The sequence below is a fragment of the Roseibium sp. M-1 genome (assembly GCF_054515675.1).
This window is the reverse complement of record NZ_CM137257.1, coordinates 3,012,031-3,024,103: the sequence shown is the minus strand read 5'-3', so window position 1 is coordinate 3,024,103 and position 12,073 is coordinate 3,012,031. Positions and strand designations below refer to the sequence as shown.

The following is a 12,073-nucleotide window of genomic DNA, read 5'->3' as shown; positions in this document are numbered from 1 at the left end:
TTGATTGAAAACCGGAAATCCGACGATCTTCAGCCCGACTTCAACGGACGGCGAAAGATCCATGACCCCCACCAGACTTCTTCTCGGCCAGATAACGATCGTCATTGCGATCGTCATCGGAACCGTTTGGGGAGCAACACAATGGGCCGCAGTCGCGCTTGAAAACCAGCCGCGCCTCGGACCCCCATGGTTCGAGATAGCCGGATGGAAGATCTACCTGCCCTGGCGTCTCTTCGAGTGGTGGTACGCCTATGAGGCTTACGCGCCGGACATCTTCCACAGAGCCGGATTGATCGCAGCCTCCGGAGGCATCGCCGGTGTCGCAGTCGCAATTGCCGGATCGCTCTGGCGCGCGCGCCAGAACCAGTTGGTCACGACCTATGGCTCCGCCCGCTGGGCAACCCGGACCGAAATCGCCAAATCCCGGCTTGCCGACGACAAGGGGGTCTTTCTCGGAAAGCTCAAGGACCGGTATCTGCGCCATGACGGTCCGGAACATGTCATGTGTTTTGCCCCGACCCGCTCCGGCAAGGGCGTCGGCCTCGTCATTCCGACGCTGCTCACCTGGCCGCACTCGGCCGTCATTCACGATATCAAGGGTGAAAACTGGCAGCTCACGTCCGGATGGCGGTCGCGCTTTTCCCATTGCCTGTTCTTCAATCCGACCGATCCGGCGAGCGCCAAATACAATCCTCTCCTGGAAGTCCGGAAAGGCCCGAGCGAAGTCCGAGACGCCCAGAATATCGCGGACATTCTCGTCGATCCGGAAGGCGCGCTGGAGCGGCGGAACCACTGGGAGAAAACAAGCCACTCCCTCCTCGTCGGCGTCATCCTGCATGTCCTTTATGCCGAAGAGCACAAGACCCTGGCGCAGGTCGCAACTGTCCTCTCCGATCCCAAACGTTCCTTCGAACACACCCTGCGTCTCATGATGCGCACCAACCATCTCGGCACGGATAAGGCCCCGAAGGTTCATCCGGTCGTCGCCGAAGCCGCGCGGGAGCTCCTTAACAAGTCCGAAAACGAACGCTCCGGCGTGCTCTCTACCGCTATGTCCTTCCTCGGCCTCTACCGGGACCCGACCATCGCCGAGACCACCAGTGCCTGCGAGTGGCGGATCGCCGATCTCAAGGACGGCAATCATCCTGTTTCTCTCTATCTGGTCATTCCGCCGTCCGATATCTCGCGCACCAAGCCGCTCGTCCGGCTGATCCTCAACCAGATCGGCCGCCGCCTCACCGAACGCCTCGAGGACGGTGCGAGCAAATCCCGTCAGCATCAGATCCTGATGATGCTGGACGAGTTCCCGGCTCTCGGACGGCTCGACTTTTTCGAAAACGCCCTTGCCTTCATGGCCGGCTACGGCGTGCGCAGCTTCCTGATCGCCCAGTCCCTCAACCAGATTTCCAAGGCGTATGGCGAGAACAATTCCATTCTCGACAATTGCCATCTTCGTATCGCCTTTGCCACCAATGACGAGCGCACCGCCAAGCGGATCTCGGACTCTCTTGGCACGGCAACGGAACTGCGCGCGCAGCGGAACTATGCCGGCCACCGCCTCGCGCCCTGGCTCGCCCATGTCATGGTCTCGCGGCAGGAAACCGCGCGTGCCCTCATGACACCCGGCGAAATCATGCAGCTGCCGGCAGACCAGGAGATCGTCATGATCTCCGGCCATCCGCCGATCCGGGCCCAGAAACTCCGCTACTTCGAAGATGAAAACCTTTCGGGCCGGGTGCTGCCCCCGCCTGGCCTGAAGGCGGACGGTCCTTATCGGGACCGTCCGCCACCCAGACCTGACGACTGGTCGGGTGCTGTTCGAATGAACACGGCTGCAACCGCCGATCCGCAGGAGCACGAGACATTCGGTTTTGGTGAAGACGACGGCGGACTGAAGCGCCAGCCGGAGCTGGGGGAAGAAAATCCTGCCGAAATCGAGCCGGACCAAGCCCCGGATGCCGGTCTCCTGGAAGACGATTTCGACGAAAGCGCAGCAACGCGTCTCAAGGACGTCAACCGCGATACCGCCGCCATTCGCCGTGCCCACGCGATGGACCAGTCCGACGACGATCTGATGCCCAGGTTCTGAAGGAAAACCGATGAAACCCCGCTTGAATGTCCATATCGCGCACGAGATCTCCGAACGGGTCGAAATCGCCGCAAAACGTCCGGGTGTCACCAAGGCCGCAATCGTCGAAGCAGCGCTTCTGGGGTTTTTCTCCAAGGAACTCGACGACCAGCGCGACGGCGCCCTGATCCGCAGGCTCGACCGGATGAGCCGGCACCATGACCGGCTCGAACGCAATCTTTCCATCACGACCGAGACGCTTGCGCTCTTCATCCGCTTCTTTTTGACCGTCACGCCGCCGTTGCCGAATGCCGATCAGGAGGCAGCCCGGGCGCTCGGCAAGGAACGTTTTGAATATTTTACCAGGCAGCTCGCGCGGCGCATCGCAGGCGGAAAAAACATGATCCGCGATGTCCTCGAAGAGGTCAGCGCGGACGAAAGCGAATTCTTCACTGAGGCCGAGATCGAAGCGCTGCGGAATGTCCGCGGTGACCAGTACAAAAAACCGGAAGACGTAAACCCGCCAAGCATAAACCGGGAGAGTGGTGATGAGTGAGCAGCTTGACGCCACAGTCCGCCGCCGTCGCCGGGCCATGCTTGAAACGGCGCTGGGAGCGAAGATCGCCGAGGCGCTTGCCGACGATCTGACGATCGAAGTCATGGTCAATCCGGATGGACGGCTTTGGCTCGATCGGCACGGCAACGGCCGGATTTCAACCGGTCTAACGATTGTGCCCGCAGAAACCGAACGCATCATTCGCCTGGTCGCCAGCCATATCGGCGCGGAATGTCATGCGAACGCACCAATTGTTTCCGCGGAATTGCCAGAAACAGGCGAGCGCTTCGAAGGTCTGCTTCCGCCTGTGGTGACAGGTCCCTGTTTTTCGATCCGCAAACCGGCAAGGGTTCTCTACCGCCTCAGCGACTATGTCGCTTCGCAAATCGTCACCCCGCTTCAAGCCGCCGCTCTCATCGAAGCTGTCGAGACGCGGCAAAACATCGTGGTCGTCGGTGGCACAGGCTCCGGCAAGACAACCCTCGTCAATGCGCTCCTGGCCGAGGTTGCAGGTGGCGGCGACCGGGTGATCATCATCGAGGATACGCGCGAGCTTCATTGCGCGGCTGAGGACTGCGTGACCCTGCGCACCAAGCCAGGTGTTGCCTCGCTTGCGGATCTCGTCCGCTCAACCCTACGCCTGCGCCCCGATCGCATCGTCATCGGCGAGGTACGCGGACCGGAAGCCCTCGACATGCTGAAAGCCTGGAACACCGGACACCCGGGCGGGATCACGACGCTCCACGCCAATTCGGGTCAGGCCGGTCTCTACCGGCTGGAGCAACTCATCCAGGAAGCCGTCATCACCGTGCCGCGGCGCCTGATCGCCGAGGCGATCGACATCGTCGTCTTTCTGAAGGGAAGAGGACCGGGACGACGGGTCGAGACGGTCGCAGCCCTCAAGGGCCTCGATGCGAACGGCGACTATCGCCTGGCCCCCCTGACGCCTTCGCCACCCAATCCAACCGTCTGACCAAGGAACCCTCAATGACTCGATCGATCATGCCGCTTCACCGGTTTGCCAGGCTCGCTGCAATGCCGGCCATTGTTCTCTCTCTGACCAGCCGGGCTTACGCCGCCGGGTCCGGCATGCCCTGGGAAGCCCCTCTCACCCAGATCCTGGAATCCATCGAAGGTCCTGTCGCACGCATCGTCGCGGTGATGATCATCGTCATCACCGGCCTGTCGCTTGCCTTCGGTGAAGCTTCCGGCGGGTTCCGCCGCCTGATCCAGATCGTGTTCGGTCTCTCAATCGCCTTCGCCGCCACGTCCTTCTTCCTGTCCTTTTTCTCCTTCGCGGGCGGAGCGCTCATCTGATGGCCGTAGAAGGTTTTGAAATCCCGCTCCACCGCGCCTTGACCGAGCCGATCCTGATGGGCGGCGTGCCGCGGAACGTTGCGATCGCCAATGGCACTCTGGCAGCCGCGCTCGGACTTGGGCTTCAGCTTTGGAGCGCCGGCACCGCCGTCTGGCTGATCGGGCACGTGATCGCGGTCCTCGCCGCCCGCAAGGACCCCGCCTTCATGGAAGTCCTTACCCGCCATATCCGCCACAAAGGATATCTTTCATGTTGAACCTTGCCGAATACCGCAAGAAGCCGGCCTGCCTTGCGGACTATTTGCCCTGGGGTTGCCTCGTCGCACCTGGCATCGTCCTGAACAAGGACGGATCCTTGCAGCGTTCGGTGCGGTTTCGCGGACCGGATCTTGAAAGCGCAACAGAGGCCGAACTCGTCGCGGTCACAGCCCGGCTCAATAACCTGTTGAGACGGTTCGGATCGGGCTGGGCCCTCTTCTTCGAGGCCGACCGGCACGAAGCAGCACGCTATCCTCTTTCGAAATTTCCCGATCCCCTGTCGGCTTTGGTCGATGAGGAACGCAGAGCCGCGTTCGAAGAGGCCGACGCCCTCTTTGAGAGTTCATACATCCTCACCTACACCTGGCTCCCGCCGGCGGAGACCGTCAATCGTGCAGAACGCTATCTGGTCGAACAAGCAGGTCATGGTAAGGAAGGAGACTATCAGGGCCACCTCAAAAGCTTCCTCAGTCGCACAGACCGGGCGATCGATCTCCTGCAGCAGATCATGCCCGAAGCAATCCCGCTTTCGGATGCCGAAACCCTGACCTACCTGCATAACTGCATCTCGGTTCGCCGGCATCCTGTTTCAGTGCCCGAAATCCCGGCCTACCTCGATGCGGTGCTGGCCGATACGCCCCTTGTCGGTGGGCTCTCCCCGAAACTCGGCGGCAGGCATCTCAGAACCCTCACCGCTCTCGGATTTCCGGGCGCGACCACGCCCGGCATTCTCGACGACCTCAATCACCTCGGCTTTTCCTACCGCTGGATGACGCGGTTCATACCGCTCGACAAACCGGCCGCCGAAAGGATGATCCGGAGATACCGCCGCCAATGGTTCGCCAAACGAAAATCCATAACCGCGATCATCAAGGAGGTCATGACCAACGAACAATCGGTTCTGGTCGATACCGACGCGGACAACAAGGCGGCGGACGCCGATGCTGCCCTTCAGGAAGTCGGCGCGGATCTCGTCTCCTATGGCTATGTCACGACGACATTTGTCGTCAGCGACGAAGACGAATACCAGGCCGATCAAAAACTTCGGGCCGCACAGCGCGTCATGGACGGCCGGGGCTTTGCGACAATCGAGGAAAGCCTCAACGCGGTCGAAGCCTGGCTCTCCTCGCTGCCCGGGCATGTCTATGCGAACGTCCGCGCTGCCCCGGTCAACACGCTCAACCTGGTTCACATGATGCCGCTCTCGGCAAGCTGGGCCGGCTCGGAACGCAACGATCATCTGAACGGTCCGCCGCTCCTGACCGTTCGCACCAATGGCACGACACCCTTTCGCCTCAACACGCATGTCGGCGACGTCGGGCATACCATCGTTGTCGGGCCGACCGGCGCCGGCAAGTCGGTGCTGCTGTCGCTGATCGCCCTGCAGTTCCGGCGCTATCCGAATGCGCAGGTTACGATCTTCGACAAGGGCGGATCGGCACGGGCAAGCGTGCTCGGCATGGGCGGCGCCTATTTCGATCTTGGGCGCGGCGAGGGCCAACAGAAATACGATCTCGCCTTCCAGCCGCTCGTGAATGTCGACCTTATCTCCGAGCGTTCTTTCGCCCAGGAATGGGTTCTCGGATTGCTCGCCCAGGAACAGGTCCCGGTCTCGCCGGAGATCAAGGATGCGGTCTGGTCCGCGCTTTCAAACCTGGGCGCAGCGCCGCAGCATGAACGCACACTGACGGGTCTAGTGACGCTTCTGCAGAGCAGCGAGCTGCGCCAGGCGCTCCTTCCCTATACGCTCGAAGGACCCTATGGCCGATTGCTCGATGCCGACCGGGACCGGTTGAAACTTGGATCGGTTCAGTGCTTCGAAATGGAAGAACTGATGCAGAGCGATGGCGCGGTTCTTCCCGTGCTCACCTATCTCTTTCATCGGCTGGAACAAACCTTCGACGGATCGCCGGCGCTCCTGATCCTCGATGAAGCCTGGCTGTTTTTGGATCACGTCGCATTCGCAGCACGCATACGCGAATGGTTGAAGACACTCAGAAAGCGCAATGTCGCGGTCGTTTTTGCAACGCAGGGCCTATCGGATATTGCGAGTTCGTCAATCGCTGCCGCGATCATCGAAAGCTGCCCAAGCCGCATATTTCTACCCAACGACCGCGCGGTCGAACCCCAGGCAAAAGCGATCTACGAAGCTTTCGGACTGAACGGCCGCCAGATCGACATCATCGCGAGAGCAACGCCGAAACGCGACTACTACTACCAGTCCCGCCGCGGCAACCGGCTCTTTGAACTCAATCCGGGACCACTTGCGCTCGCATTTCTCGCCGCCTCCGGCAGGCAGGATCACCTGCTGATGGATGAGCTTCTTGATTTGCATGGCGAAGCGGCATTTGCCGAAGCCTGGCTGCGTCATCGCGGGCTCGAATGGGCCGCGGACCTCTTGGCAAATAATTCCACCAATCAGAAAACAATGGAGACCTTTGATGACGCGTAGTTTTCTCATCGGCGTACTTGCCGCAACAATTGCAATTCTGCCTGGGCAAACCGCGGCCTGGCGGGTGGTCTACGATCCATGGAACCATGCGGAAAACGTTCTGTCGGCCGCCCGAGCGCTTGAGGAAGTCAACAATCAGGTCCTGCAGCTTTCGAACGAAGCGCAGATGCTGATCAATCAGACGAAGAACCTCGCCAATCTTCCGCTCTCGATCGCCGGCGAACTCCAGGGATCACTCAATCAGGTGGACCGTCTCATCCAGGACGCGCAGGGGATCGCATACCAGCTTTCGGAGATCGACAGCACCTACCGGCAGTTTTTCCCCGATCAATATGAAAGCGGCGTTTCAACATCCAAGATCCTGCAGGATGCCCGGGCGACCTGGAACCTGGCACGCGAAGGCTTCCGGCACGCACTTGAAGTCCAGGCGAGCGTCGTCGGTGAAATCAGGTCCGATGCTGCGGCGCTTGACCGTTTGATCAGCGAAAGCCAAGGGGCGGTTGGCAATCTCCAGGCCGTTCAGGCAGGCAATCAATTGACCGCCCTTGCCGCAAAACAATCGATGCAACTCCAGAGCCTTCTTGCGGCATCCGCACGCGCCGAAGCCCTGTCCGAGGCCGACGCCCTTGCGGCCCGCGAGCGTGGCCAGGCCCGCTTCAAACAGTTCATGGGGAGCGGGTCCGCGTACTCACCGCACTGACGGAAACCCAGGCTGAGAATGGCGTCCACCCGGGCGGCTGCGAGCCGGCCGCGCGGCACGGGTAGCTGCGTTTCAATCCACAAACGAAGGAGATGGAAATGGACGATTTGAATGTAATCGACCGGTTCACCGAAACCTTCGTCACCTATATCGAGTCTGGCTTCGGGCTGCTGGAGCCCGACGTCGCCTACCTGACGACTGTCCTGATCGGGATCGACGTCACGCTGGCAGGGTTGTTCTGGGCCTTTTCCGAGGATAGGTCGCTGTTGCCGTCCCTGATCCGCAAGGTCCTCTATGTCGGCGCGTTTGCCTTCCTCCTGAACAACTTTGCAAGCCTCTCCTCAATCGTCTTTGAAAGTTTTGCCGGGCTCGGATTGCAGGCAACGGGATCTCCGATCAGCGCTGCAGACCTGATGCGGCCGGGTTTTGTTGCGGCTGCCGGATATGATGCGGCACTACCGCTTCTGGAAGAAGTGTCGACCCTCATCGGCCCGATCGCCTTCTTCGAGAATTTCGTCACGATCGTCGTCCTGATGCTTGCCTGGATCGTGGTGCTGATTGCCTTTTTCATCCTCGCTATCCAGCTCTTCATAACGATCCTGGAGTTCAAGCTGACAACGCTTGCCGGCTTCGTTCTGGTTCCCTTCGCGCTCTGGAACAAATCGGCTTTTCTCGCCGAACGGGTGCTCGGCAATGTGATTGCCGCCGGCATCAAACTGATGGTGCTCGCCATCATCGTCGGCATCGGCTCGACGCTGTTTGGTGAGTTCACCTCGTCTTTTGCGGGAGGCGCCATCACGCTGGCGCAAGCAGCCTCAACGGTTCTGGGCGCTCTCTCGATCTTCATGCTCAGCATCTTTGGAACCGGTATTGCTGCCGGTCTGGTGTCCGGCGCCCCGCAATTGGGGGCAGGAGCCATCGCCGGTTCGGCGGCGGGACTGGCCCTCGGCGGAGCGGCAACCGGTGGTCTTGCTCTGGGAGGAGCCCGAACTGTCGCAGCCGGCGGTGTTCGTTCGACGCGCGCTGCTGCAGCGCTCGCTGGCGGCGCATCAGCCTCCTACCAACTGGCTCAGGCCACTTCCGGAACGACCGGCACTGCAGGCGTTGCGTCAGGGCTGGCAGGTGTTGCTCAGGCAGGGGCGGGTGCTGTTGCTCAAGGTGCCCGCAACCTGGCTTCTGATGCGACGAGCGGCATCCGGGCATCCTTTGAGAGCGGCGAACGCGCGGCGTTTTCCGCAACGGGTGGAACCAGCACAGCAAGTGCTCCAGGCAATCAGGGGGAACTGGCAGCCGCTGGTACGCCGTCCTGGGCACATCGCCTGCGCCGGGAACAGCGGCTGCGGGAAGGCGTGACGATTGCTGCCCACACCTTGCGCGACGGAGACCGGCCGGTTTCCGGCGACGCCCCCAAACTCGATCCCAACGACTGAAAGGCACGCGATGTTCTTCAAGCGAGCAATGCTTTCCTATGGCAAGACACCGGAGGCGGAAACGCCTTATCACAAGGCTGCGCAGGTCTGGGACGAGCGGATCGGTTCGGCCCGTGTTCAGGCACGGAACTGGCGCTTGATGGCATTTGGGTGCCTGGCCCTGGCGGGCGCACTTTCAGCCGGAGTGGTCTGGCAGGCCGGCCGGAGCACGATCACCCCATATGTTGTCGAGGTCGATCGGCTGGGTGAGGTGAGGGAGGTCGGCCCGGCCCTTGAAGCCTATTCACCCTCCGATGCCCAGATCGCCTGGCACCTCGCCCGCTTCATTGAAAATGTGCGTTCGCTGTCGGTCGATCCGATCGTCGTCCGGCAAAACTGGCTGGATGCATACAACTATACGACCGCGGAAGCGGCCAAGACGCTGAGTGAGTTTGCGCGCAGGAACGACCCCTTCGGCAGGATAGGCAAAAGATCCGTCACCATCGAGGTGACAAGCGTCGTGCGGTCTTCGCCAGAGAGCTTCGATATTCGCTGGCTGGAGGAAGCTTTCGAGAGCGGCGCGCACGAGCGTTCCACCCGCCACCGTGCAGTCCTGACAGTCATTCTCAAACCACCTCGCACCGAAATGGCCCTGCGCAAGAACCCGCTCGGAATTTACGTCCGCGCTGTGAACTGGAGCCAGGAACTCACCCCCAATGAAGAAAAGCGAGAAGAAAGATGAAAAGACTGATCGTCCTTTTGACCTCGGTGAGCCTGGCTGCCTGCGCGCAGAAAGATCTGCCCCCGGAGATCGACTTCGATACCGCCGCCTTCCAACCCGCGAGCCTTTCGGTCGAGTCTCCTGGACCGGTAACGATCGTTGAAAAGCCGAAACTCCTGCCGCTGCCGGGTCAGCTCAAAAGAACGCCAGGGCCGGGTGGCGAAAAGAAGGACGAGGGGCTGCCGGAAGACCGCATCGCTGCCGCAAATCAGGCTGCCAAGATCGAACCCTCAAGGGATGGATATATCAATGCGATCCAGGTCTACCCTTACGTCGAAGGCGCGCTTTATCAGCTTTATACGGCTCCGGCGCAACTCAGCGACATTGCGCTTCAGACGGGTGAACAGATTGTTGCGGTTTCTGCCGGAGACACCGTCCGTTGGGTAATCGGGGACACGGTGAGCGGAACCGGCGAGAATGCGCGTGCGCACGTTCTGGTAAAACCGATCAAGGAAGGGTTGAAAACCAATCTGGTGATCATCACGGATCGCCGCACCTATCACCTGGAGCTCACCAGCGACACAGACACCTATATGGCCTCCGTTTCCTGGCACTATCCGAGGGACGAGCTCATTGCACTCCAACGCGGCAACAGTGAAGCGCAATCGGCAGCGGAAATTGTCGCCGATCGCGGCCTGCGTCTGGACCAGTTGAAGTTCCGCTATCGATTGAGCGGTGATACTCCACCCTGGCGGCCGGTGCGCGTCTTCGACGACACCAATAAGGTCTATATCCAGTTTCCGGAAAGGCTCGACCAGGGCGATGCACCGCCCCTTTTTGTCGTCGGGCCAAACGGCGAAAACCAGCTCGTCAATTACCGGGTGACCGGCAACTACTACATCGTCGACCGGCTCTTTGCGGCTGCCGAATTGCGCCTCGGGACCAAACCGCAGCAAATTGTTCGGATCACTCGGGCTGACAGCCGTCCTTCCGGAAAACGCAATATTTTTGGTTTCTTTTCTCGTAGTGGGGGGAGTTCCAAATGAGTTCGGAAAAAATGAGTTCCGCGCCGAAGGTGGACCCGGAAGACCTTGCATTGCGTGCAAGGCCCCGACCCGTCAAGCAGGTCAACCGGCGGCTCCTGTTTCTGCTTTCGGGAACGGGCCTGGTGCTGCTCTCAAGTGCAGTGTTCATAGCTCTGGATCCGCCCCAGATATTCGATCGCATGAAGACCGGGAACGAGCTTTACCGGACCGAAAACCATCCAAAACCCAATGGCCTTGAGCAACTGCCCAAAAGCTACGGCGAGCTCGCGCCGAAGATTGAACTCGGACCGCCTTTGCCGGGGGATCTTGGGGCCGGGATCGTGCGGGCCGAGCGGGATCTCGGCGTTGCACCGGCGCCGGCTTCGCCATTCCGTCCCGACGCGGAGGCCGATGCTGCGCGCGCCGAGAGAATTCGACTGGCGCGGCTGGCACAGCAGGGAAGGGAGTCCGGTGTCTTTTTCCAGCTCAACACGAGGGTTTCTGGCTCTGAAGGGATTCAGGGCCGCGGAAGCACTGCAGTCGGCCAACCGGTATCGACTGGCACCGACGGGCCGCAGTCGACTTCTGCTTCGCTCCTCCAGGCCGGGATTCCAATTGGTTCCTTCGAAACGGAAACCGATCCGGATCAGAACGGCCAGCGTCGCAAGCAGGCGTTTTTGAATGCCGAAGTCAGCGACGAGATCCATAGCAGACACCTCCTACAGGATCCGGTATCGCCGTACCAGCTCATGGCGGGAACGATCATCTCCGCGAGCCTGATCACCGGCCTGAACTCCGATTTACCCGGCAAGGTCATCGCGCAGGTCACAAACAACGTCTACGACACCGCAACAGGCCTGCATTTGCTCGTGCCGCAAGGATCCCGCCTTTTCGGCACCTATGACAGTCAGGTCTCGTTCGGCCAGGATCGGGCTTTGATCGTTTGGCAACGTCTGATCATGCCGAATGGGTCTTCGGTCGTGCTCGATAATCTGCCGGCAACGGATCCCGCAGGCTATGCCGGCCTTGAAGATAAGGTCGACTATCACACCTGGCGGCTCTTGAAAGGGATTGCATTGTCGACGCTGCTTGGTGTCGGCACGGAGCTGACCTTCGGTGAGGAAGAGAGCGAGTTGGCTGAAGCGCTCAGAAGCTCAGTCCAGGAAAATGCCAATCAGGCAGGTCAAAGCCTAACAACGCGAAACCTCAACATTCAGCCGACCATTACCATACGTCCGGGTTGGCCACTCAGGGTCATCGTGCACAAGGACATTACTTTGAGGCCATACGGGGAGATAGGAACCTCGCGATGACCCTGAAATTGGGAAAGCTTCCCGATCGGCAAGGAGCAAAGATCACATTCACCGCAGACGCAGAGCTGAAAGCGGCGCTGACCGACTATGCCGAAATCTACCGCCAAACCTATGGGCAGAAGGAAAGTATTCCCGACCTGATCCCCTTCATGCTGGCTTCGTTTATGGAGGCAGACACGGGGTTCAGACGGGCACGAAAGCGGCTTGCCGAAAGGCAGCCGCCGGCTATTCACAACCGAACTCAGGAGACTTGA

The 12,073-nt window shown here is 60.4% G+C and carries 12 protein-coding genes; all 12 read left to right on the top strand.

The genetic code is table 11. The features are described 5' to 3' along the window. Positions 1-61: 61 nt before the first annotated feature. The 12 genes from ACX3M4_RS13610 (at position 62) to ACX3M4_RS13555 (ending at position 12,073) form a co-directional block, all read left to right on the top strand. On the top strand, positions 62-2,089 hold the full coding sequence (locus ACX3M4_RS13610; protein WP_459359088.1) for a conjugal transfer protein TraG: 2,028 nt from the start codon (positions 62-64) through the stop codon (positions 2,087-2,089). A gap of 10 nt (positions 2,090-2,099) precedes the next feature. Next, positions 2,100-2,624: a CopG family transcriptional regulator gene (locus ACX3M4_RS13605; RefSeq protein ID WP_459359087.1), complete on the top strand. Its 525-nt coding sequence runs from the start codon at positions 2,100-2,102 to the stop codon at positions 2,622-2,624. Beyond that, the gene (gene trbB, locus ACX3M4_RS13600; protein ID WP_459359086.1) at positions 2,617-3,597 is read left to right on the top strand and encodes a P-type conjugative transfer ATPase TrbB; all 981 of its coding nucleotides are present in this window, start codon (positions 2,617-2,619) and stop codon (positions 3,595-3,597) included. Before ACX3M4_RS13605 ends, trbB begins: the two co-directional genes overlap by 8 nt. Positions 3,598-3,659: 62 nt before the next feature. Continuing rightward, on the top strand, positions 3,660-3,941 hold the full coding sequence (locus tag ACX3M4_RS13595; protein WP_459359429.1) for a TrbC/VirB2 family type IV secretion system protein: 282 nt from the start codon (positions 3,660-3,662) through the stop codon (positions 3,939-3,941). After that, positions 3,941-4,198 (top strand): VirB3 family type IV secretion system protein, encoded by a 258-nt coding sequence (locus tag ACX3M4_RS13590; protein WP_459359085.1) that lies wholly within the window; start codon positions 3,941-3,943, stop codon positions 4,196-4,198. Before ACX3M4_RS13595 ends, ACX3M4_RS13590 begins: the two co-directional genes overlap by 1 nt. Next, on the top strand, positions 4,192-6,651 hold the full coding sequence (gene trbE / locus ACX3M4_RS13585; protein ID WP_459359084.1) for a conjugal transfer protein TrbE: 2,460 nt from the start codon (positions 4,192-4,194) through the stop codon (positions 6,649-6,651). Before ACX3M4_RS13590 ends, trbE begins: the two co-directional genes overlap by 7 nt. Next, positions 6,641-7,351 carry a P-type conjugative transfer protein TrbJ gene (gene trbJ, locus ACX3M4_RS13580; protein WP_459359083.1) on the top strand — a complete coding sequence of 237 codons (711 nt, stop codon included), beginning with the start codon at positions 6,641-6,643 and terminating at the stop codon, positions 7,349-7,351. The genes trbE and trbJ overlap by 11 nt, the downstream gene beginning before the upstream one ends. Positions 7,352-7,449: 98 nt before the next feature. Next, positions 7,450-8,781, top strand: a complete 1,332-nt coding sequence (gene trbL, locus ACX3M4_RS13575; RefSeq protein WP_459359082.1) for a P-type conjugative transfer protein TrbL — start codon at positions 7,450-7,452, stop codon at positions 8,779-8,781. A gap of 10 nt (positions 8,782-8,791) precedes the next feature. Next, positions 8,792-9,502 carry a conjugal transfer protein TrbF gene (gene trbF / locus ACX3M4_RS13570; protein WP_459359081.1) on the top strand — a complete coding sequence of 237 codons (711 nt, stop codon included), beginning with the start codon at positions 8,792-8,794 and terminating at the stop codon, positions 9,500-9,502. Next, positions 9,499-10,527 (top strand): P-type conjugative transfer protein TrbG, encoded by a 1,029-nt coding sequence (gene trbG, locus ACX3M4_RS13565; protein WP_459359080.1) that lies wholly within the window; start codon positions 9,499-9,501, stop codon positions 10,525-10,527. Before trbF ends, trbG begins: the two co-directional genes overlap by 4 nt. Before the next feature lie 29 nt (positions 10,528-10,556). After that, a complete protein-coding gene (locus tag ACX3M4_RS13560) occupies positions 10,557-11,819 on the top strand; it encodes a TraB/TrbI/VirB10 family type IV secretion system protein (protein WP_459359079.1) in 1,263 nt (420 codons plus the stop codon). Beyond that, positions 11,816-12,073, top strand: coding sequence for a DUF2274 domain-containing protein (locus ACX3M4_RS13555; protein WP_459359078.1), 258 nt, complete (start codon positions 11,816-11,818; stop codon positions 12,071-12,073). The genes ACX3M4_RS13560 and ACX3M4_RS13555 overlap by 4 nt, the downstream gene beginning before the upstream one ends.

Coding starts and splice junctions, on each gene's coding strand:
- trbB (WP_459359086.1), top strand. CDS start 2,617: ATGAGTGAGCAGCTTGACGCCACAGTCCGCCGCCGTCGCCGGGCCATG.
- ACX3M4_RS13595 (WP_459359429.1), top strand. CDS start 3,660: ATGCCGGCCATTGTTCTCTCTCTGACCAGCCGGGCTTACGCCGCCGGG.
- ACX3M4_RS13590 (WP_459359085.1), top strand. CDS start 3,941: ATGGCCGTAGAAGGTTTTGAAATCCCGCTCCACCGCGCCTTGACCGAG.
- trbE (WP_459359084.1), top strand. CDS start 4,192: ATGTTGAACCTTGCCGAATACCGCAAGAAGCCGGCCTGCCTTGCGGAC.
- ACX3M4_RS13605 (WP_459359087.1), top strand. CDS start 2,100: ATGAAACCCCGCTTGAATGTCCATATCGCGCACGAGATCTCCGAACGG.
- ACX3M4_RS13555 (WP_459359078.1), top strand. CDS start 11,816: ATGACCCTGAAATTGGGAAAGCTTCCCGATCGGCAAGGAGCAAAGATC.
- trbJ (WP_459359083.1), top strand. CDS start 6,641: ATGACGCGTAGTTTTCTCATCGGCGTACTTGCCGCAACAATTGCAATT.
- trbL (WP_459359082.1), top strand. CDS start 7,450: ATGGACGATTTGAATGTAATCGACCGGTTCACCGAAACCTTCGTCACC.
- ACX3M4_RS13610 (WP_459359088.1), top strand. CDS start 62: ATGACCCCCACCAGACTTCTTCTCGGCCAGATAACGATCGTCATTGCG.
- trbG (WP_459359080.1), top strand. CDS start 9,499: ATGAAAAGACTGATCGTCCTTTTGACCTCGGTGAGCCTGGCTGCCTGC.
- trbF (WP_459359081.1), top strand. CDS start 8,792: ATGTTCTTCAAGCGAGCAATGCTTTCCTATGGCAAGACACCGGAGGCG.